The organism is Kitasatospora sp. NPDC056651, from assembly GCF_042792155.1.
In the GTDB taxonomy this organism is placed as follows: Bacteria; Actinomycetota; Actinomycetes; order Streptomycetales; family Streptomycetaceae; genus Kitasatospora.
Map to the genome: position 1 here is coordinate 1 of NZ_JBHTWX010000077.1, position 21,362 is coordinate 21,362.

Sequence of the window (21,362 nt, forward strand, 5' to 3'; positions counted from 1 at the left end):
CCCGCGAGGCTGCCCCGGCCCGGTGGAGGTACCGGGACCGGGTGCGGAGCGGCGACGGCGGTCGATCGGTGTCCGAACGGTTCCGCCGGTCGGCTGTCCGCACCGGCCTGAGAACTGTGCCCGACGATCACGTGAATGTTCGAGCACTTCCGGGGGTTGTGAGACACTTCCGTCCGTCTCAGCGCCATGACCTGGGGTTTGGGACGCCAGGCCGACGAGGGTGGAGACGCGCGGACGCCGAACGGCCGGGCCCGGACCCCGCCGTCCACCCGCCCCCCCATCCCCGTTTCGTGAGTTTGGAGCGCCGCAATGGGTTCCGCCTGGAAGCAGCTGCCCGAGGAGCTGTCCGAACCCGCCAGACGCCTGGCGGAGGAGCTGCGGACCATCAAGGACACCGCCGGACTGTCACTGTCCGAGCTGGCCGCCCGGACGCACTACAGCCGGGCCTCCTGGGAACGCTGGCTCAACGGCAAACGGGTCGTCACCGAGCAGGCGCTGGAGGCGCTGACCGGGGCGGTGGACTGCGACGGGGCCGCCCTGCGGGCGCTGTGGCGCCAGGCGGTCGCCGGGCCGGAGGCCGGGGCCGCGGAGCGGCCCGCCGCTGCCGTTGCCGTTGCCGTTACCCTTGCCGACGCCGACGCCGTCGAGGAGGCGGACCTGCGGGAGCCGGCCGGCGGCCGGGCCCTGACGACCGGGCGGGCCCCGGGGCGCGCTCCCGTCCTCTGGTGGCGGCGCCCGGCGGCGCTGCTGTCCGGCGCGGCCGTGCTGGCGCTGCTGCTGGTGCTGACGGGCCTGCGGATCAGCCGGCCCGACGCCCCCGCCGCGACGGTCGGGGTGGCGGCCGTCTCCGCGAGCGCCGACGCGAGCGCCAAGCCCGGCGCGTCCGGACCCGCCTGTCAGGCCGTCGGCTGCGCCCACAAGGACCCGAAGACCACCGGCTGCGGCCAGGACGCCCGCACCCTGCAGACCCAGGTGATCGGCAAGGTCGTCGTCTACCTCCGGTACAGCCAGGCCTGCCGGGCCGCCTGGGCGGCCATCACCGAGGGCGAGCCGAAGGACTACGCGACGATCACCGACAGCACCGGCGACAGCGAGACGGCGCTCATCCACTGGGGCTACGACAACTACTCGCCGATGCTGGCCGCGGCGGACCCGGCCGTCGTCTTCCAGGTCTGCGGCTACCAGCCGGCCGGCCACGACTGCACGGCGACGGTCGCCGACCTGGCCACGGTGGTGGCCTCCACCCCGATCCCGATCGGACGCGCCTCGCCGCCGCCCGGCGCCGGCGCGGGTGCCACCACCACCCCGGCCCCGGCCACCCCGGTCGCCCCCGCGCCCGCCGACCCGCCGGCGCCGACCGACCCGCCTGCCCCGACCGACCCGCCTGCCCCGAGCGACCCGCCGGCAGCGAGCGACCCGCCTGCTCCGAGCGACTCGGAGAGTCCCTCCTGAGCCCTCCGCCCGTCAGTCCAGGTAGCCGCGCAGCTGCTCGGCGTAGGCGTGGTCGCGGAGCTTGACCAGGGTCTTCGACTCGATCTGGCGGATCCGCTCCCGCGTCACGCCGAACAGCGCACCGATCTCCTCCAGCGTGCGCGGACGGCCGTCGTCCAGCCCGTAGCGGAGCTGGACGACCTGGCGCTCCCGCTCCCCCAGGGTGGCCAGGACGGCGTCCAGGTGCCGGCGCAGCAGCAGGAAGGCCGCGGACTCGGCGGGCGAGGCGGCGTCGGCGTCCTCGATCAGGTCCCCGAGCGCGACGTCCTCCTCGCCGACCGGGGTGTGCAGCGAGATCGGCTCCTGGGCCAGCCGCAGCAGCTCGCGCACCCGTTCCTCGGTCAGCTCCAGCACGGCGGCGATCTCGGCGGCCGTGGGCTCCAGGCCGCGCTCCTGGAGCAGCCCGCGCTGCGCCCGGACCACCCGGTTGATCAGCTCGACCACGTGCACCGGCACCCTGATCGTCCGGGCCTGGTCGGCCAGCGCCCGGCTCATCGCCTGCCGGATCCACCAGGTCGCGTACGTGGAGAACTTGAAACCCCGGGCGTAGTCGAACTTCTCCACCGCCCGGATCAGGCCCAGATTACCCTCCTGGACCAGGTCCAGCAGGGTCAGCCCGCGGCCGACGTAGCGCTTGGCCACGGAGACCACCAGGCGCAGGTTCGCCTCGATCAGCCGCCGCTTGGCGATCCGGCCCCGCACCACCAGGGTGTCCAGCTCGCCGGCCAGCGGGTCGGGCGGCGGCGGGTCGAGGTTCAGCCGCTCCTCGGCGAAGATGCCGGCCTCCACCCGGCGGGCCAGCTCGACCTCCTCCTCGGCGGTGAGCAGGTGGATCCGGCCGATCTCGCGCAGGTACTGGCGCAGCAGGTCGGCGGCGGGGCCGGTGTCCTCGGCGGGCGCCCGGCGCCGCCCGACCGGCTCCTCGGCCTCGCCGTCGCCGTCGCCGTCGGGCTCGGGCTCGGACTCGGACTCCAGGCTGTCGGGGTGGCCCTCCGGCCGACCCTGGGCGGGGACCCTGGCACCGCCGGGGGGTGCCGCCCCGGCCCGGCCGTGATGGGTGTCCCGCTCCTCGGCCTTCTGCCGGCCGCCCGGTCCGGCGGGATCCGTTCGCGTGCTGGTGGTGGTCGCTGCGACGAGGCCTTGCTCCACGGGCATCGCATCCCTCGGGGCGGGCGCGACTCTGGCGGACCCGCGCTGAACGGAGGTGGGCGCCATCCAGTGTGCGGTACGCCACACTCCGTGGCCGAGACTCGTGCGCCGACTTTCTGTTGAAGAAGGGGGCGCGGCCGGTGTCGCGGCGCGCGTTACAGCGCCGCCGCGCCCCGGCTGCGCAGCTGCTGCCCGTACTGCTGGAGCTGCCACAGCTCGGTCTGCACGGCGTGCAGCTGCTCGGCCTCGGCCCGCGGCCCGAGCCGCTGGAGGTACCCGCGGACCTCGGTGATCCGCCGGTCCACCGCCAGCATCCGCAGCTTGACCAGGAACTCCCCCGCGTAGACGGCGTCCGCCTTGCGGCGCGAGCGCACCGGCTCGACGGTCAGCTCGGTGACCAGCGAGCGCACCTGGTCGTCCGGGGACGCCTCGCGCACCGCGCTGGTGAAGTCGGGCAGGGCCGCCCCGTACGCGGCGCCGCCGGCCTTGGCGATGGCCTGCCGGACGGCGGCGTACGGCGGGGTCGGGAACTCGTCCTCGCCGTAGTGGTCGAAGGCCGGGCTGACCAGGTCCGGGTGCTGGAGCGCCAGCTTGAGCAGCTCGCGCTCGACGAACTGGGCCGGGTCGCGCGGGTCGAGCCGGAAGGAGGGCCGCTCGGGGCGCTGCGGCTGGAGCGGCTCGGGGCGGCGCTGGGCGGCCCCGCCGCGCGGGTTCTGCTGGCGTTCGCGGTCCCAGCGGGCCAGCTGGGAGATCCGGCGGACGACGAACTGCTCGTCCAGGATGCCGAGCATGCCGGCCAGCCGGACGGCGTACTCGTGCTGGATCGAGCGGTCCTTGATCTTGGCGACGATCGGGGCCGCCTCCTCCAGCGCCGCCGAACGCCCCTCCGGGGTGTCCACCCGGTGCCGGGCCACCGCCGAGGTCAGCGCGAACTCGAACAGCGGGACGGGGTTGTCGATCAGCTGCTTGACCGCCTCGTCACCCTGGGCCAGCCGCAGCTCACACGGGTCCATGCCGCCCGGGCTGATCGCGATGGAGGTCTTGGCGGCGAACTTCTGGTCGTCCTCGAAGGCACGCAGGGCGGCCTTCTGGCCGGCCGCGTCGCCGTCGAAGGTGAAGACGGTCTCGCCCCGGTACTGGGAGGTGTCCATCAGCAGCCGGCGGATGATCTTGATGTGGTCCTCGGCGAAGGCCGTGCCACAGGTGGCCACCGCCGAGGTGACCCCGGCCAGGTGGCAGGCCATCACGTCGGTGTAACCCTCGACCACCACCGCGCGGCCCGACTTGGCGATCTCCTTCTTCGCCAGGTCGATGCCGTACAGCACGTGGGACTTCTTGTAGATCGGCGTCTCGGGGGTGTTCAGGTACTTCGGACCGTTGTCGTCCTCGCGCAGTCGGCGGGCGCCGAAGCCGATCACCTCACCCGCGATGTCCCGGATCGGCCAGACCAGCCGGCCCCGGAAGCGGTCGATCAGGCCGCCGCGCTGGCCCTGCGAGGCCAGGCCGCCCTGGAGGATCTCCTTGTCGGTGAAGCCCTTGCCGCGCAGGTAGCGGACCAGGTGCTCCCACCCCGCGGGGGCGTAGCCGACGCCGAAGGTCTTCGCGGCCTCCTCGTCGAAACCGCGCTCGGCCAGGAAGCGGCGGCCGATCTCCGCCTCCGGCGAGGCCAGCTGCTCCTGGTAGTAGGCGGCCGCCACCTTGTGCGCCTCGACCAGCCGGGTGCGCTCGCCCTGCTGGTGGCGGGGGCTGTAGCCGCCCTCCTCGTAGCGCAGGGTGATGCCGGCCTGGGCGGCCATCCGCTCGACGGCCTCGGCGAAGGTGAAGTGCTCGATCTTCATCAGGAAGGCGATGGTGTCGCCGTTCTCCTGGCAGCCGAAGCAGTGGAAGACGCCCTTGGCGGGGTTCACGTAGAAGGAGGCGGACTTCTCGTCGTGGAAGGGGCAGACGCCCTTGTACTCGCCGCCGCCACCGTTGGTCAGCTGTACGTAGTCGCCGACCACCGCGTCGATCGGCAGTGCGCTGCGCACCGCCTGTACGTCTTCGTCCCTGATCCGCCCGGCCACCCCGGAAGTCTACTGGGGTGGCCGGGGTTTCCGGCCGCGCCGGGGAGGCGGGCCCGGTGGGCCGGGCCCGGCGGGATCCCGCCGGACGGGGCTCACGCCCAGGCGGCGCCGACCAGTCTGGCGTGCAGGGCCAGGGCCGAGGCGTCCGTCAGCGTGGCGATCTGGTCGATGACCGTGCGCAGGGCGGCGCGGTCGTCCTCGGCCTCCCGGTACATCGCGGCGAACACCGGGTCCAGCCCCTCGGGGGCGCGCTGGGTGAGGACGTACGCCAGCTCGGCGATCACGATCCGCTGGCGGGCCCGCAGCTGGGCCTGCTCGTCGCGCTGCATCACGTAGCGGACCGCGACCGCCTTGAGCACCGCGCACTCCAGCCGGACGTCCCGCGGCACCACCAGTTCGGCGGTGTAGCGGGTGAGCCGGCCGGGGCCGTAGCGGGCGCGGGTGGCCTGCTCGGCGGCCAGGCAGAAGCGGCCGATCAGCTGGCTGGTGAGGTCCTTGAGCCCGGCCCGGGCGCGCGCGGTGCCGTCGTAGGAGCGCGGCCACCACTCCTGGGCGAGCAGCCGGTCCAGGGCGTCGGACAGCTCCTGCGGCTCGGCGTCCCGGGCGTAGCGCTCGGCGACCTCGAAGAGCTCGGCGCGCTCGCTCGGGGCTCGTAGGGCGGCCGGGTCGATGTGGCCGGCCTGGAGGCCGTCCTCGACGTCGTGGGTGGAGTAGGCCACGTCGTCGGACCAGTCCATCACGGTGGCCTCGAAGCACTTGCGCCCGGCCGGGGAGCCGGCCCGCAGCCAGCGGAAGACCGGCAGGTCGTCGGCGTAGACGCCGTACTTGGGCGAGGCCGGGTCGGTGGGGTGGGCGCCCTTGGTCCACGGGTACTTGGTGGCGGCGTCGAGCGCGGCCCGGCTCAGGTTGAGGCCGACGCTGCGGCCCGGCCAGGGGGCGAGCCGGGCGGCGGGCTGGTCCTCCTCGGGCGCGAAGCGCTTGGGTTCGAGCCTGGTCAGGATGCGCAGCGACTGGGCGTTGCCCTCGAAGCCGCCGCAGGCCTCGGCGGCGTGGTCGAGGGCCTCCTCGCCGGTGTGGCCGAACGGCGGGTGGCCGATGTCGTGGGCCAGGCAGGCCGTCTCCACCAGGTCCGGGTCGCAGCCCAGGGCCGCACCCAACTCCCGCCCGACCTGAGCGCATTCCAGCGAGTGGGTGAGCCGGGTGCGCGGGAAGTCGCTGCGCATCGGGGCGACCACCTGGGTGGTGCCGGCCAGCCGCCGCAGCGCGGCCGAGTGCAGCACCCGGGCCCGGTCCCGCTGGAAGGCGGTGCGGCCGGGGCGTTTGTCGGGTTCGGGGACCCAGCGGGCCTCGGCGGCGTGGTCGTACGGGATCGGGTCGGCGAGGCGTTGCGTGGTGTCATCCATATGCGCCTCACCGTACGCCGCGCCCCCGACACGCGGGGTGTGCCGCGCACGAAGGGGCGGGGGCCGGGGCGTGAACGGCGCGCGGCGCGCGGGTGCCCGCCGGGCGGGGCCGGGCCGGGCGGCTCCGGCCCGGGGCTCAGCCCTTGACCACCTTGAGGACCACCCCGGCGGCCGCCTCCTGCCCCTGGGCGTTGGGGTGGATCGGCGTCATCCCCCGGCGCGGGAGCGGCGGCTCGACCCAGCGCCGGTCCTCCCCCGCGCACATGTCGTGCCCGGCCGAGGGCCCGGCGAGGTCCACGAACACCGCGCCGGCCGCCTCCGCGCGCCGCTTGAGCATGCCGTTGAGCTGCTGCTCCTTCTCCACCAGGAAGGCCAGGTCGGAGAGGGCCACGGTGTTGCCGAGCACCGGCAGGCAGCCCGCCGGGTCGGCCGGGAGCAGCCCCGGGTACCCGACCACGTAGACCTTGGCCTTCGGGGAGCGCTTCCCGATGTCCTGGAGCACCCGGCCGAGCCGGTCGCCGGCCGCGTCCACCTTGCGCTGGACCTCGTCGGTGCCGTTGCCGGCGGCGTAGTGGTCGCGGCAGGGCGACTTTCCGGACCGGTCGCCGCCGTCGGTGATCACGCCCTTGACGAGGTCCACCAGGTTCTCCTTGGCGCACTCCGTCACGACCTCCATGAAGCCGGCGTCGTTGCCGCCGATCCCCAGGGTGACCAGCCGGGTGTCCGCCGTCAGCGCGTCCAGCTGGGCCGGGTTGGTGCCGTCGGCGACCTTCTGCGGGGCGGTCAGGTCCCCGGTGCGGGCGCTGCTGCAGCTGACGTCCGTGAACTGCCCCGGGGCCAGCGAGAGCCCCTTCGCCACCAGCGAGGGGTAGTTGGCCCCGGAGCGGTAGCAGGCGCCGGGCGCGCCGATCTGCGGCGGGATGTTCATCCCGGCCGTGTACGAGTCGCCGAGCGCGACGTACGGGCCGGTGGGCGGCGGGGCCGGAGTCGGCGACGAGGTCGCGGCGCCCTGCGCGCGGTCGGGCACCGCACCCGCGAAGCCGCTCCCCCCACCGGCCGAGCCGCCTCCGCCACTGCAACCGGCGAGCAGCAGTGCGGCCAGTCCGGCGGTCAGGGCGAGCGTCGGGCGGGCGGTCGTCGGCATGGTCTTCCCCCGGGGATGCGAGTCACGGTCGGCTCCTGGCGGCGGCCCGTCCCCCGGGCACCTCACGGGCAACGAACGTCAAGGGCCCGATGACTCCCGGCCCGTCGCAACCGCCTCCGGACGGACCCGAACCGGCCCCGGGGCCGGCCCCGGGGGCGCCACCGCTCCCCCGCTACTCCGCGTCGCGCTCGTGCTCGGCCAGGAACTGCTCGAAGCGCCGCCCCAGTTCGTCCGCCGAGGGCAGGTCCACCGGCTCGGCCAGCAGGCTCTCCCGGCCCTCCGCGCCCGCCACCGCGTCGTACTGGCCCTCCATGCCGCGGATCGCCGAACGCAGCTCGCCGTCCCCCTGGGCCAGCTGCTCCTCGATGTCGGCGTAGACCTCGGGCACCCGCTCGCGCAGCCCGGTGCCGGGCAGCACCAGCCCGGTGGCGGACTGCGTCGCCTCCAGGACCAGCACGGCCGCGGCCGGGTAGGCGGAACGGGCCACGTAGTGCGGGACGTGCACGGCGAAGCCGAGGACGTCGTGCCCGGCCTCGGCCAGGCGGTACTCCACCAGCGCCTGGGCGCTGCCCGGGACCTGCGCCTGGTCGAACCACTGCGGGTAGCCCGGGGCGAGGTCCAGCCGGTTGCCGTGCGGTGTCAGGCCGACCGGGCGGGTGTGCGGCACGCCCATCGGGATGCCGTGGAAGTCGACCGAGAGCCGGACCTCGAAGCGCTCCACCAACTCGCGGACGGCGCGCGCGAAGCGCTCCCACTCGACGTCCGGCTCGGGGCCGGTGAGCAGCAGGAACGGCGCGCCGGCGGCGTCGTGGACGAGCTGGAGCAGGATCTCCGGCGGGTCGTAGGACGTCCAGCGGTCGTGGTCGAAGACCATCGGCGGGCGGCGGGCCCGGTAGTCCACCAGACGGTCGTGGTCGAAGCGGGCCACCACCTGCGGCGATCCCGTCTCCAGCAGGTGGGCGACCACCTGCCCGCCGGCCTCGCCGGCGTCCATGAAGCCCTCGTAGTGCTGGAGCAGCACCAGGCCGGCGCCGGTGTCGCGCAACTGCGCGTTGGCCGCGGCCACGGCGGCCACGCCCTGCTGATCCAGCTCGTACAGCGCCTGGAAGTCACGCACCGCGCACCCAACCCCGTTCTCTGCTCGTCCCGGTCGACCGGCTTCTCGTCCTGTGCAGCGTGCCGGGCGCCGCCGGAATTCCCGCTCCACCCGCCGTCCTGGCCCCGTCCCGCTCCGGCCCTGGTCGCGCACGGCGGACGGACCGGCGGACGGACCTGCGGGAACCGGCGGAGGACCCGCCCGAGGGCCGCTCGAGGACCGGTCCGGCGGCTCGCCGGAGGGCGTGTCCGACGGCCTCGGCCGACCACCGCGGACCATGATCGCACCCGGGGGCAGAGCCCCTGGTCACAGCCATGGTCACGCCCTCCGGAGGGACCCGTCCGGAGGGCCCGGAAACAGCCCGGGCGGCCATTCGCGTGCCGCGAAGTGACGCACCGCCTTCTGGCGGGTATCGTCCTCTCGCTGCCTCGCATCGTCGCGTCGTCGTCACGTCGTCCGTAACGCCGTCGACCACGTCCCGGTCCGGTGCTCGGCCAGTCACCCACGACGCATCTTGCCTTCACCTGGCCGCCTGCTTCCCTTCGCGCTCTCGTTTCCTCTTCGGCCATTTCGCGGACGCACACTGTCCCCCCGCACGTCCCGCCGGACCGGTCCGAGGACCCGTGTCCGTTCCGGCACCCCGCGCCGCCCGTTCCGGGCCGCCGCCCCCACCCCGTTCGACCGGACCTCCGGCGTGCGCGGGTACCCGGCCGGCGGACCCGGGCCCAGGCGTACCCACCCCAGCGCACCCCGTTCCGCACACCGGCGCGGGAGGCAACCCTCCGACCGATGAAGGACCAAGGTTCCGTGCCCGTACCTGTCATCCTCACCGGCCGCACCGTGCGGCTGGAGCCCCTTGCCGCGCACCATGCCGAGGCCATCGCCGAGGCCGGCGCCGAGGACCGTACGACCTACGCCTTCACGCCCGTCCCGCACGGCCTGGAAGCGGCCCGCGACTACGTCGCACGGGCGCTCGCCGACCAGGCCGCGGGCCGGTCGCTGCCGTTCGCCACCGTGAACCTCGCCGACGGCCGGGTCGTCGGCTCCACCCGGTTCCTGGAACTCGACTACTGGCAGGGCCCGCTGGTGTGGCCGCCCGTGCCCGGGGTCCCGTTCGGCGATCCGGCCACGGCCGTCCCCGACGCGGCCGAGATCGGCAACACCTGGCTCTCGCCGCGCGCCCAGGGCACCGGCATCAACACCGAGGCCAAGCTGCTGATGCTCCGCCACGCCTTCGAGACCTGGGGCGTGCAGCGGATCTCGATGCGCGCGGACGCCCGCAACCTGCGCTCGCGCGCCGCCATCGAGCGGCTCGGCGCGACGTCCGAGGGCGTCCGCCGGGCTCACTCGCGCGGGCTGGACGGGGTGGTGCGCTCCACCGCGTTCTACTCGATCCTCGACGACGAGTGGCCGGCCGTCCGGGACATCATCGAGCTGCGGATCGCCGCCGCCACCTCGCCGAGCGCTCCGGATCCGGCGATCAACCAGGAGTGCCTTAGACAGGGCGGCAGCGGCACCGGGCAGCTGATGATCACGGCCTGAGGCGGGCTCCCGGCCTCAGGGCCGCCGCAGGCCCAGGAGGGCCGGCAGGACCGAGTGGTCGTCCCAGGCCCGGTGGCGGCCGGGGTCCGCCTCGACCAGGGCCTCGGCCGGCCGCCAGCCGCCCCGCACCCGGGTCACCCGGACGCGGTAGATCTCCGCGCCGTCCGCAGCGCGGTGCAGGTGCAGGACGCCCTCGGAGACGACGGCGGTCCAGTGCCCGTCCGTGTCCCGGGCCCGCAGGCCGCGCCTGATCCGCTCCCAGTCGCCGTCCGACCAGCTCAGGGGCGGCACCGGGTGCGGGCGGGGCAGGCTCATCGGCTTCGGGTGCGGTTCGCCGGCCGCGCGGACGCCGCCCGGTTCGGGGAACGCCCAGGCGGGCAGCGGCTCGCAGGCGTCCAGCCAGGCGCGCGGGATGCCCGCGGTGCCGGTGTGCGCGGCGACCACTCCCCCGGTGATGGCGGCGACGGTGTCCATGTCGCCGCCGGCCGCGATCGCCTCCCGGACGGCGGCGCGGTAGTCGGCCTGGTGCCGGGCGGCGCACCACAGCGCGTACGGGACGGTGTCGGCCGCGGACGTCCGGCTGCCGTTGCCGAGCAGCCGCGCGGCGACCCGGAGGTCCGGCTGGCCGAGCAGCCCGCGGGCCTCCAGGAGGCCGTCCTTGACGGCCCCGTTCGGGGTGAGGCCGGCCACCGACTCCAGGAAGCGGTCCGGCGTCATCGGCCGGGTGCGCGACCGCGCGGCGTACGCGGCCGCCACCGCGACCGCGATCGCGCCGTCCACCGCCTGCGGATGGGTGTGGGTGATCAGGGCGGTGTCGGCGGCGGGGCGCACCACGGCCGCCGGGTCCTCGGCGTACGCGGCCCCGAGCGGGGCGACCCGCATCGCGGCGCCGTTGCCGTACGAGCCCTGGCCGTCGAAGAGTCCGGCGGCCAGCGCCTTGGCGTCGCCGCCCTCGCGGATCAGCCGGAGCAGCCGGTTGGCGGCCGGGCCGTAGCCGCGGTCGAAGTCGTGCCGCAGGGCGAAGGCGTAGGTGAGGTCGAAGGTGTCGACGGTGCCGCGCTCGCGCTGGGCGGCGTACACCGAGCAGGCCATCTCGGTGTCATCGGTCCACGGCCAGGGGCCGGGCGGTTCGGTGCGGGCGGCGAGATGGGCCCGGGCGGTCTCCGGGACGAAGAACTGGGCGCCGAGGGCGTCGCCGACGCAGAGGCCGAGGAGCGAGTCCAGCGCGGGGCCGGCATGGCCGGATGGAATGGTCATATGGCCTCCAGCAGAGCGGTTCGACCGGCGGCCCGTCAACACCCGTGGCCTTCGACCCCACCGACGGGGGATGTTTCGCATACCGCCGATCCCGGCGGGCAGGCACCCGGGTATGACCCGCGCGAACCCCCTCGACCCGGTCGCCCTGCTCGGCGCCGACCAGCAGCACATCGCCACCCGGGCGCAGCTGCGCCGGCTCGGCGTGCCCTCCGGCACCATCGCCCACCGGCTGCGGCCGGGCGGCCCCTGGCAGCAGGTGCTGCCCCGGGTGATCTGTCTCCAGAACGGACGGCTGACGTTCCACCAGAAGCTGCGGGCCGCACTGGCGTACGCGACACCGAAGGGGCGCGAGCCGCGGTCCGGTGAGGTGCTGCTGACCGGCTTCGCGGTGCTGGCCGAGGCCGGGCTGCCGAGCGCCGGGCACCCGGCCGACCTGAACGCCGTCGACGTGCTGATCCCCGGCCAACGACGGGTGGGGGACCATGAGTTCGTCCGGGTCCACCGGGCCTCCGGGGCGATGCCGGGCGGCTTCGAACGGGACGACGGGCTGTGGAGCGCCACCGTCGCCCGGGCGCTGGCCGACCTCGCGCCGAGGGCGACCGGACAGCGCAGGTTCCGGGCGCTGTGCGCGGAGGCCGTCCAGCGGCGGCACTGCGAACTCGGGGAACTGCTCGACCAGTTGCTGTCCCGGCCGGGCGCGCTCGGGCTGCCCCAGGTGGCCCTGGTGGTGGAGGACCTGACGGCCGGGGTGCGGTCGGTGGTGGAGGGCGAGGCCCGCGAACTGCTGGCGCACGCCGGCCTGCCGGAGCCGCTGTGGAACCCGGTGCTCTTCCTGGACGGCCGCTTCCTCGCCGTCCCGGACGCCTACTGGCCGCACGCCTGCGTGGCCCTGGAGATCGACTCCCGCGCCTGGCACCTGCGCCCCGCCGAGCACGAACGCGGCCTGGCCCGCGCCAACCGCCTCACCGCGGCCGGCCTCCCGGTGGTCCGCACCACCCCGGCCCAGCTCCGCCGCGACCCGTCCCCGGTGCTCCACGAACTGACCGCGCTGGTCACCACCGGCCCGCACGCCCCCCACCCGCGCATCACCTGGCGCCGGGCGCGGTGAGGCCCGGGTCACGTCGCCGAGCCGTGCCGGGCCCCGGCCTCCTCGGCGGCGGCCACCAGCCGGCGCAGCTCGGCGAGGTGGGCGGTGAGGGCGGCCCGCCCCTGGCCGGTGGCGGTGAGCCAGGTGCGGGGCCGCTTGCCGACGTACCCCTTCTTCACGGCGAGGTACCCGGCCTCTTCGAGGGCGGTCGCGGCCTTGCTGAGGACGGAGTCGGAGACCTCGCAGTGGTCCCGGACGGCGCCGAACTCGGCCTCCTGGCAAGCGCTCAGGAAGGCCAGCACGGTGAGGCGGGTCGGGTGCTGGAGCAGCGGGTCGAGGGCTGACGGCATCAGCCGGCCTCCCCGCCGCGCCGGACCCGGCGGTTCAGCCAGCCGGTCGCCGCCCAGAACGCGAGCCCGGCCGCGACCCCGGCGGTGGCGCTGATCCAGCGCGGGCCGCCCCCGGCCAGCCAGGCGAGCGCCATCCCCGCCACGCCCGCGCCGCACACCCCGAGGACCCCCACCGCGATGGCGCCGCCGATCCCGGAGGGCATGCCGCGCTGGACGATGCCGCCGCTGCGCATCGCCACCCGGGCGGCCATCCCGGACAGGATGCCGAAGGCGCTCCCGAGCACCCCGAGCAGCCAGAACTGCTTCGCCTCGATCGCCTGGCCGACGCCCAGCCCGTAGGCGGAGAAGGCCGCCGCGAAGAACACGCCGTACCAGTCGGGCAGCCGCCCGGGGCGCCGCGCGGCCTCCTGGGCGTGTTCGGCCAGGCGGAGCGCCTCGGCGGCGGGCAGGCCGGCGTGGGTGGAGTCGCTCATGGGATCCCCCTCGAAGTCGATGGTGATTCCACTATGGCATCTAGTTTCCATTCTGGAAAGTACTTTCCAGGGACCGGGCGACCGCGCCCGGAAGGCAGCGCCGGAGAAGGCAACGGCCCCCCGCCCCTGGGGAGGGGCGGGGGGCCGTGGACCGCGCGTCGGGGACCCGGGGGCCGGTTCAGCAGCGGGAGTCGATCTCCTGGAAGGTGGCGTAGTGGTCGGCGGACCAGTACTGCTCGCCGGAGCCCCCGGTGACCACGCGGCGGGTGCCGCGGTCGTTGGAGCCCGGGGTGACCACGGTGAACTCGTGGTAATAGCCGTCGGTCTTCTTGGGCAGGCGGCTCTCGCGGTTCTCGAAGACGATGCCGTCGCGGTTGTAGGGGTACGGCCCGCCCTTGGCGATCAGCGTGAGGGTCTCCACCGCCTGGCTGGGGAGCTTGGTGCGGCAGACGTCGGCCATCGAGGAGTCACTGGGGACCCAGGTGCCGGCCGGGGCGGGGGTGGCGGCGCCGCCGGCGGGCGGGGACGGCTTGGGAGCCGAGGGCTTGGGGGCCGAGGAACCCGTGGTGGCGGCCGCCGTGGCGCTCGCGGCGGCCTTGGGGTGGTCGCTCCCCTTGCCGGTGAGGAGGTATCCGACCCCGGCCACGAGTGCCAGGAGCAGCACGGCCACGACGACGAGCGGGTTCTTGCGGTTGGTCATGCGGTCAAGCTTGGCAGGCCGCCGGTCCCCGCCGGGCCAGCTACACACGTGGCCGCCGCCACACCGGCCGGCCGGGGCCGGGCCCGCCGGGCCGTGCGCAGACGTACGGCCGGGTGCGGGCGTACGGCTGGGCGCAGACGTACGGCCGGGCGGGGACGGACGCCGTTGTCCGTACCCGCCCGGCCGTCTCACGTACGCCGGTTCTCCTGCGCCGAGCTCCGGTGTACGCCCTCCCGACGGGAGGGGGAGCGGTCAGTCGTCCCGCGCTCGGAGGGGATGCCTACCCTCCTCAGCGCGAGTCGCTGCCCGCCGACTCGATGGCGGCGCGGCCTGCCTCCAGGCGCGCCACCGGGATCCGGAAGGGGGAGCAGGAGACGTAGTCCAGCCCCACCTCGTGGAAGAAGTGGACCGAGTCCGGGTCGCCGCCGTGCTCGCCGCAGACGCCGAGCTTGAGGTCGGGGCGGGTGGCCCGGCCGGCCTCGACGGCATGCTTGACCAGCGAGCCGACGCCGTCGCGGTCGATGGTCTCGAACGGGGAGACCCCGAAGATGCCCTTCTCCAGGTAGGCGGTGAAGAACGAGGCCTCCACGTCGTCCCGGGAGAAGCCCCAGACCGTCTGGGTCAGGTCGTTGGTGCCGAAGGAGAAGAACTCGGCGGCCTCGGCGATCTGCCCGGCGGTCACCGCGGCGCGCGGCAGCTCGATCATGGTGCCGAGCTTGATGTCCAGCGCCACACCGGTGGACCGGGCGACCTCGGCGAGCACCCGCTCGCACTCGTCGCGCACCAGCTCCAGCTCCTGGACGGTGCCGACCAGCGGGATCATCACCTCGGGGCGCGGGTCCGCGCCGGCCAGCTTGCGCTCGGCGGCGGCCTCGGCGATGGCCCGGACCTGCATGCCGAACAGGCCGGGGATGACCAGGCCGAGACGGACGCCGCGCAGGCCGAGCATCGGGTTCTGCTCGTGCAGCTTGTGCACCGCCTGGAGCAGCCGCAGGTCGTTCTCGTTCGGGTCCTTGCGGGCCTCGGCGAGGGCGACGCGCACCGACAGCTCGGTGATGTCCGGGAGGAACTCGTGCAGCGGCGGGTCCAGCAGGCGGACGGTGACCGGCAGGCCGTCCATCGCCTGGAAGAGCTCCAGGAAGTCGCCCTTCTGGAGCGGCAGCAGGGTGGAGAGGGCGAGCTCGCGGTCCTTGTCGTTGTCCGCCAGGATCAGGTGCTCGACCTCCTTGCGGCGCTCCTCGCCGAGGAACATGTGCTCGGTGCGGCACAGGCCGATGCCCTGGGCGCCGTAGCGGCGGGCGCGCGAGCCGTCCTCGGCGTTGTCGGCGTTGGCCCGCACGGCCAGCCGGCGGCGGCCGTCGGCGTGCGACATCAGCCGGTGCACGGCCTGGACCAGCCCGCCCTGGACGTCGGCGCCGGCGTGCAGGGTGCCCTCGAAGTACTCGACCACCGGGGACGGCAGGACGGGCACCTCGCCCAGGTAGACCTTGCCGGTGGCGCCGTCGATCGAGACGACGTCGCCCTCGTGGATCACCTGGCCGTCGGCGGTGGTGAAGCGGCGGGCCTTGGTGTCGACCTCCAGCTCCTCGGCGCCGCAGACACAGGTCTTGCCCATGCCGCGGGCGACCACGGCCGCGTGGGAGGTCTTGCCGCCGCGCGAGGTCAGGATGCCCTCGGCGGCGATCATGCCGTCCAGGTCGTCCGGGTTGGTCTCGCGGCGGACCAGGATGACCTTCTCGCCGGAGCGGGACCACTTGACGGCGGTGTACGAGTCGAAGACGACCTTGCCGATCGCGGCGCCCGGCGAGGCGGCCAGGCCCCAGGCGATCTGCTGCGACGCGGTGTTGGGGGCGAAGCGGGGGAACATCAGCTGCGACAGCTGGCCGCCGGTGACCCGCATCAGGGCCTCGTCCAGGTCGATCAGGCCCTGGTCGACCAGCTGGACGGCGATCCGGAAGGCGGCCGCGGCGGTGCGCTTGCCGACGCGGGTCTGGAGCATCCAGAGCTTGCCGCGCTCGATGGTGAACTCGATGTCGCACAGGTCGCGGTAGTGGTTCTCGAGCTTCTGCATGATCGCCATCAGCTCGTCGTACGACTTCTTGTCGAGCTTCTCCAGCTCGGACAGCTGCAGCGTGTTGCGGATGCCGGCGACGACGTCCTCGCCCTGGGCGTTGGACAGGTAGTCGCCGTAGACGCCCTGGGTGCCGGTGGAGGGGTCGCGGGTGAAGGCGACGCCGGTGCCGGAGTCCTCGCCGAGGTTGCCGAAGACCATGGTGCAGACGTTGACCGCGGTGCCCAGGTCGTTCGGGATGCGCTCCTGGCGGCGGTACAGCCGGGCGCGGTCGCCGTTCCAGGAGTGGAAGACGGCGTGGACGGCGAGGTCCATCTGCTCGCGCGGCTCCTGCGGGAAGGCCCGGCCGGTCTCCCGCTCGACGATGCCCTTGAACACCTCGACCAGACCCCGGAGGTCGGAGGCGTCCAGGTCCAGGTCGTTGGTGGTGCCCTTGGCGTGCTTGGCCTCGTCCAGGGCCTCCTCGAACAGCTCGCCGTCGACGCCCAGCACGGTCTTGCCGAACATCTGGACCAGGCGGCGGTAGGAGTCCCAGGCGAAGCGCTCGTTGCCGGACTGCGCGACGAGGCCGACCACCGAGGCGTCGGAGAGGCCGATGTTGAGGACGGTGTCCATCATGCCGGGCATGGAGAACTTCGCGCCGGAGCGCACCGAGACGAGGAGGGGGTTGTCGGCCTGGCCGAGCTTCTTGCCCATCTCCTGCTCGAGCGCGTCCAGGTGGGCGCTGATCTCCTCGTGCAGCGAGGCCGGCTCGGTGCCGGTCTCCAGGAAGACCTTGCAGGCCTCGGTGGTGATGGTGAACCCCGGGGGGACGGGGAGGCCCAGGTTGGTCATCTCGGCCAGGTTCGCGCCCTTGCCGCCAAGAAGATCCTTGAGGTCCTTGTTTCCTTCGGTGAAGGAGTAAACAAACTTCTGCTGGGACGGCACGGGTCGGTCTCCTCGTACGCGGTTGCCCTGACGCCGGAGAACATACCCATTTCGAAGGCTCTTCTCTGCCCTGAATAGGCCACCCGAGACTGGTACCGATCGGTAACCCACTAGATCGAATGCGCATAAAGGCGTTCACCTCTGTTGGTGAAATCGTCCGCCTGACGCTAGCCAGCATTCAACCCTTGAAGACAAGGCAACCCGAAGATCGCACGATCCGGACGCACGGTAGCGACCACGGGCCCACCGCGCCTCCCCGGCTTGATTTCCTGCAACCGGATCGCCCGTCACCGGCCGACCGACTTCGGGAAGCGATCCACAGTCGACCTGTCCACTTCGTCCACTGACCGGCCGCCGGCTCCGATCGCATGTGGCAAGCGTCACGAGGGCGTCTCATCGATCGAACGCGCACCGCCTCCGCCGATCGTCGCACAGCGTCCGGAGTCATGCCCGTCGAGTGACGTTCGAGCGCCAAAAAGGAGCCCTCTTGTCCAGGATGGACAAGAGGGCCCTGACCGAGTGGCCATCGGCCCGGAAGGGCCGTTTTCGCCACTACGTACAGATCATCCGCCGGAGGTGTCCGATTCGGCGTCAGCACCCGGTCGGGCACAGTCGTACGGATCGTCCAACCAGCCCTCCGGCAGGACCACCCGGTTGTTGCCGCTGGTCCGCCCGCGCGGACCGTCCGCACCGGCCGGCCAGGCCTGGGACTGCTCCACCTCGGAGAGGGTTTCGGCCAGTTCGGCCAACGAGGAGGAGCCGGCCAGCCGCACCCGCAGCTCGGAGCCGACCGAGAAGCCCTTGGTGTACCAGGCAACGTGCTTGCGGAAGTCGACCACACCGCGCGTCTCGTCCCCGATCCACTCGCCGAGCAGCTGCGCGTGGCGCACCATCGCCTTCGCCACGTAGCCGAAGTCGGGGCGGGCGTAGTCCACGTCGCCCTCGAAGATCGCGACCAGGTCCCTGAACAGCCACGGGCGGCCCAGGCAGCCGCGGCCCACCACCACGCCGTCGCAGCCGGTCTCCCGCATCATCCGCAGCGCGTCGTCGGCCGACCAGATGTCCCCGTTGCCCAGCACCGGGACGTGCGCCGGGACGGACTCGCGCAGCCGGGCGATCGCCGACCAGTCGGCCGTCCCGCCGTAGTGCTGGGCGGCGGTGCGTCCGTGCAGGGCGATCGCGGCCACGCCCTCCTCGGCGCCGATCCGCCCGGCGTCCAGGAAGGTGAGGTGGTCGTCGTCGATGCCCTTGCGCATCTTCATGGTCACCGGCAGGTCGCCCGCGTTGGCCACGGCCTCGCGCAGGATCTCGCGCAGCAGGTTGCGCTTGTACGGCAGCGCCGAGCCGCCGCCCTTGCGGGTGACCTTGGGGACGGGGCAGCCGAAGTTGAGGTCGATGTGGTCGGCCAGGCCCTCCTCGGAGATCATCCGGGCGGCCTTGCCGACGGTCACCGGGTCCACCCCGTACAGCTGGATCGAGCGCGGCTTCTCGCTCGGGTCGAACCTGATCAGCTGCATGGTCTTGGCATTGCGCTCGACCAGCGCCCGGGTGGTGATCATCTCCGAGACGTACAGGCCCTTGCCGCCGCTCTGCTCCCGGCACAGGGTGCGGAACGGCGCGTTGGTGATGCCGGCCATCGGCGCCAGCACGACGGGCGGCCACACCTGGATCGGGCCGATGTCGAGCGGCGCGAACTCGGTGTCGGACGCGGTGGGTGCGGGCGTGGCTGTCATGCGCGGCTGACCTCGGGTACAGGGGGACGGGACTCTCCATTGTCCCCCACCCGGGTGAGCGGCCGCCGCTGCCGGACCGGACGCTCCCGCTACGGCGCCGACGGCGGCCGCGCCGGCGCCGCGGTCCCGGCCGGCTCCGAAGTCCCGGCCGGCTCCGGGGCCCCGGCCGGCTCCGGCGGCGCGGTCGACGCGGAGGCGCCGATCGAGATCGAACCGGAGACGACCTCGGTGTGCACCCGGTTCGGGCTGGCGGGGTCCTGCAGCAGCGGTTCGATGTGGCCGTTGCCGCTGCCGATCTCACTGGAGAAGGCGTACCGGCTGTCCTTCGGCAGGGTCATCTCCACCGAACCGGAGACGGACGCGGCGTTCACCTCGCCCGGGGGCCTGGCGAAGTTCAGGTTCACCGTGCCCGAGACCATCCGTGCCGTCACCCGCTTGGCGCTCAGGTTGTCGCCCTGCACCAGCCCGGAGGTGGCGCGCACGGTCACGTCCCCGGAGGTGTCGGACAGCAGCAGCTGGCCGGAGGTCAGCTCCAACCGGACCGGACCGCTCAGCCCCTCCACCCGGACGGTGCCGGAGCCCACCGACCCGGTCACCTCGGTCGCGGCCGGCACCTCCAGCTCGATCTCGGCGCCGCAGCCGAAGTCCACGACCGGCAGGATCAGCCGGCAGTGCATGGAGACGTCGAGCACACCGTCGACGACGGTGGCGGACACCACCGGCTTGCGCAGCATCCAATCCAGGCGCTGGTGCACCACCACGTGCCTCTCCCGGCCGGCCCGCACCTTGACCGAGGCGTTGCCGGTCGACAACTGGACCCGGTGGATCTCGATGTCGTACGGATGGCTGCTGGTGGTGCGCTGCCGCACCCCCATCGACCAGGTCTGCAGTCCGGCGCCGATCATGACCAGGACGACCACGACCGTCCCGGTGACCCGCCAGGCCCTCACCCCCCACACGGCTACCCGACCTCCAGGAACCGCAGCACCGCCATCACCCGGCGGTGGTTGTCGTCGGCCGGCGGCAGGTCGAGCTTGGTGAAGATCGAGTTGATGTGCTTGGCCACCGCGCTGTCGCTGACCACCAGCGAGCCCGCGATGGCGCCGTTGGAGCGGCCCTCCGCCATCAGGGCGAGCACGTCGCGCTCGCGCGGGGTCAGCTTCTCCAGCGGGTCCCGGTGGCGGCGCACCAGCAGCTGGGCGACCACCTCCGGGTCCAGCGCGGTGCCGCCCTCGGCGACCCGCTGGAGCGCGTCCACGAAGTCGTCGACATTGGCCACCCGCTGCTTGAGCAGGTAGCCGACGCCACTGGTGTTGGTCGCCAGCAGGTCGGCGGCGTAGCGCTCCTCCACGAACTGGGAGAGCAGCAGGACGGCGGTGTCCGGCCACTGCCGGCGGATCACCATCGCCGCCTTCACCCCCTCGTCACTGAAGCCCGGGGGCATCCGGACGTCGGCGACCACCACCTTCGGGCGGTGCTCCTCGACGGCGGCCAGCAGTTCGGTGGCGTCCCCGACGGCGGCCACGACCTCGAATCCCACCGCCTCCAGGACCTTGACCAGGCCGGCCCTCAGCAGGACCGAGTCCTCGGCGATCACAGCGCGCACGGCAACTCCACGGTGATGGTGGTGGGGCCCCCGAGGGGGCTGAGAACGGACAGCGTGCCGTCGACCGAGGCGGCGCGCTTGCGCAGACCGGTGAGCCCGGTGCCGCGCGCCGGGTCGGCGCCGCCCACGCCGTCGTCGCTGATGACCAGGCGCAGCCGGCCGGCCGCCGTCCGCACCGAGAGGTCGACCCGGTTGGCCTTGGCGTGCTTGGCCACGTTGGTGAGCGCCTCGGAGACGGTGAAGTAGGCGACCGCCTCGACGGTCGGGGCGATCCGCTCGGCGAGGTCGACCGCCAGGCGCACCGGCAGCGGGGCCCGGGCCGCGATCCCGGACAGCGCCGCGTCCAGGCCGCGGTCCTCCAGAACGGCCGGGTGCAGGCCGCGGACCAGGTCGCGCAGCTCGTCGATGGCCGCCTGGGCCTCCTCGTGCGCGTCGACGATCACCCGCATCGCCTCGGGCGACACGTCCTTGAGGGTGCGCCGGGCCAGGCCCAGGTTCATCGCGAGGGAGGTGAGCCGCTGCTGGGCTCCGTCGTGCAGGTCGCGCTCGATCCGGCGGCGCTCCGCGTCCACCGCGTCGACCAGTCCGGCCCGGCTCTCGGCGATCTCCTCGACCCGCCGTTCCAGTGCCTCCGCCCGGTCCGGGCCGAGCAGCCACCGGGCCGCCCACACCTCCAGCCGGGCCAGCTGGGTGCCCGGCACGGACAGCACCGCCAGCAGCAGCACCCCGCCGACGGTGAACAGGACGTCCTGCCCGGCCAGGTCCGCGCGCAGCTCCGTCCCGGCGGGCAGCAGCCAGATCCAGGCGTACACGGTGGCCAGCACCAGGGCGGCGGCCCAGGCGTACAGCACCGCCAGCGCGCCCAGCGCCAACAGCGGGCCGACCGCCAGGTGGTAGAGCGCCTGACGCCAGGTCAGGCCCAGCAGCCAGGCCCGCAGCCCCACCGGCGGCCGCAGCGGCGGCACCTCCACCTCGCGCAGGGCGCGCAGCCGGCCGCGCTGGACGGCGGTCAGCGGGCGGACGCAGACCAGGACGGCGGCGAGCACCGGGAACAGCAGGTTCGGATCGGTGACGGCCAGCCAGACCGGGAGCGCCATGGGTATTCCGGAGGCCGTGAAGCGGACGTCCCGCCAGACCTCGGGCGACCACGGTGGGCGCCGGAGGCTCCTGACGAGCGCTCGGCGCAGCGTGGTGGAGGACATGCCGGACAGCGTAGGGCCCGGTGATCACGGGCCGCCATGAAGGGGGGTTCCGGGTGGGGGTGTATCTA

The 21,362-nt window shown here is 73.8% G+C and carries 17 protein-coding genes; 3 read left to right on the plus strand and 14 right to left on the minus strand.

Annotation, left to right across the window (positions count from 1 at the left end; all coding sequences use genetic code 11):
* Nucleotides 1–309: 309 nt before the first annotated feature.
* Nucleotides 310–1,452, plus strand: coding sequence for a DUF2690 domain-containing protein (locus ACFRAR_RS26315; protein ID WP_380700660.1), 1,143 nt, complete (start codon nt 310–312; stop codon nt 1,450–1,452).
* 12 nt (nt 1,453–1,464) lie between these two features.
* Here ACFRAR_RS26315 and ACFRAR_RS26320 read toward each other — a convergent pair whose 3' ends face one another.
* The 5 genes from ACFRAR_RS26320 to ACFRAR_RS26340 all read right to left on the minus strand — a co-directional run bounded on the left by ACFRAR_RS26320 (nt 1,465) and on the right by ACFRAR_RS26340 (nt 8,367).
* Complete coding sequence (locus ACFRAR_RS26320) at nt 1,465–2,646, minus strand: RNA polymerase sigma factor (protein ID WP_380700661.1); 1,182 nt, start codon at nt 2,644–2,646, stop codon at nt 1,465–1,467.
* A gap of 149 nt (nt 2,647–2,795) precedes the next feature.
* Nucleotides 2,796–4,703, minus strand: a complete 1,908-nt coding sequence (gene dnaG, locus ACFRAR_RS26325) for a DNA primase (RefSeq protein ID WP_380700662.1) — start codon at nt 4,701–4,703, stop codon at nt 2,796–2,798.
* 92 nt (nt 4,704–4,795) lie between these two features.
* Nucleotides 4,796–6,106 (minus strand): deoxyguanosinetriphosphate triphosphohydrolase, encoded by a 1,311-nt coding sequence (locus tag ACFRAR_RS26330; RefSeq protein WP_380700663.1) that lies wholly within the window; start codon nt 6,104–6,106, stop codon nt 4,796–4,798.
* A gap of 136 nt (nt 6,107–6,242) precedes the next feature.
* A complete protein-coding gene (locus ACFRAR_RS26335; protein ID WP_380700664.1) occupies nt 6,243–7,250 on the minus strand; it encodes an SGNH/GDSL hydrolase family protein in 1,008 nt (335 codons plus the stop codon).
* A 172-nt stretch (nt 7,251–7,422) separates the two neighbouring features.
* A complete protein-coding gene (locus tag ACFRAR_RS26340; protein ID WP_380700665.1) occupies nt 7,423–8,367 on the minus strand; it encodes a PAC2 family protein in 945 nt (314 codons plus the stop codon).
* 786 nt (nt 8,368–9,153) lie between these two features.
* Between ACFRAR_RS26340 and ACFRAR_RS26345 the strand changes: the two genes are divergently transcribed.
* Complete coding sequence (locus tag ACFRAR_RS26345; RefSeq protein ID WP_380700666.1) at nt 9,154–9,888, plus strand: GNAT family N-acetyltransferase; 735 nt, start codon at nt 9,154–9,156, stop codon at nt 9,886–9,888.
* A gap of 15 nt (nt 9,889–9,903) precedes the next feature.
* Here the strand turns inward: ACFRAR_RS26345 and ACFRAR_RS26350 are convergent, their stop codons facing one another.
* Entirely contained in the window at nt 9,904–11,145 is a 1,242-nt protein-coding gene (locus ACFRAR_RS26350; RefSeq protein WP_380700667.1) for an ADP-ribosylglycohydrolase family protein, read from the minus strand.
* A 112-nt stretch (nt 11,146–11,257) separates the two neighbouring features.
* Between ACFRAR_RS26350 and ACFRAR_RS26355 the strand changes: the two genes are divergently transcribed.
* Nucleotides 11,258–12,253, plus strand: a complete 996-nt coding sequence (locus ACFRAR_RS26355) for a hypothetical protein (protein WP_380700668.1) — start codon at nt 11,258–11,260, stop codon at nt 12,251–12,253.
* An 8-nt stretch (nt 12,254–12,261) separates the two neighbouring features.
* Here ACFRAR_RS26355 and ACFRAR_RS26360 read toward each other — a convergent pair whose 3' ends face one another.
* The 8 genes from ACFRAR_RS26360 to ACFRAR_RS26395 form a co-directional block, all read right to left on the minus strand.
* The gene (locus ACFRAR_RS26360; RefSeq protein WP_380700669.1) at nt 12,262–12,582 is read right to left on the minus strand and encodes a transcriptional regulator; all 321 of its coding nucleotides are present in this window, start codon (nt 12,580–12,582) and stop codon (nt 12,262–12,264) included.
* Nucleotides 12,582–13,055 (minus strand): hypothetical protein, encoded by a 474-nt coding sequence (locus ACFRAR_RS26365; protein ID WP_380700670.1) that lies wholly within the window; start codon nt 13,053–13,055, stop codon nt 12,582–12,584. Before ACFRAR_RS26365 ends, ACFRAR_RS26360 begins: the two co-directional genes overlap by 1 nt.
* A gap of 178 nt (nt 13,056–13,233) precedes the next feature.
* Nucleotides 13,234–13,755, minus strand: a complete 522-nt coding sequence (locus ACFRAR_RS26370; RefSeq protein WP_380700671.1) for a ribonuclease — start codon at nt 13,753–13,755, stop codon at nt 13,234–13,236.
* A gap of 289 nt (nt 13,756–14,044) precedes the next feature.
* Nucleotides 14,045–16,753, minus strand: coding sequence for a pyruvate, phosphate dikinase (gene ppdK / locus ACFRAR_RS26375; RefSeq protein ID WP_380700672.1), 2,709 nt, complete (start codon nt 16,751–16,753; stop codon nt 14,045–14,047).
* Between the two features lie 563 nt (nt 16,754–17,316).
* The gene (gene dusB, locus ACFRAR_RS26380) at nt 17,317–18,486 is read right to left on the minus strand and encodes a tRNA dihydrouridine synthase DusB (protein ID WP_380700673.1); all 1,170 of its coding nucleotides are present in this window, start codon (nt 18,484–18,486) and stop codon (nt 17,317–17,319) included.
* Between the two features lie 89 nt (nt 18,487–18,575).
* Nucleotides 18,576–19,445 carry a DUF4097 family beta strand repeat-containing protein gene (locus ACFRAR_RS26385; RefSeq protein WP_380700674.1) on the minus strand — a complete coding sequence of 290 codons (870 nt, stop codon included), beginning with the start codon at nt 19,443–19,445 and terminating at the stop codon, nt 18,576–18,578.
* Between the two features lie 2 nt (nt 19,446–19,447).
* Nucleotides 19,448–20,092, minus strand: coding sequence for a response regulator (locus ACFRAR_RS26390; RefSeq protein ID WP_380700675.1), 645 nt, complete (start codon nt 20,090–20,092; stop codon nt 19,448–19,450).
* Nucleotides 20,080–21,294 (minus strand): histidine kinase, encoded by a 1,215-nt coding sequence (locus tag ACFRAR_RS26395; protein ID WP_380700676.1) that lies wholly within the window; start codon nt 21,292–21,294, stop codon nt 20,080–20,082. The genes ACFRAR_RS26390 and ACFRAR_RS26395 overlap by 13 nt, the downstream gene beginning before the upstream one ends.
* Nucleotides 21,295–21,362 lie beyond the last annotated feature (68 nt).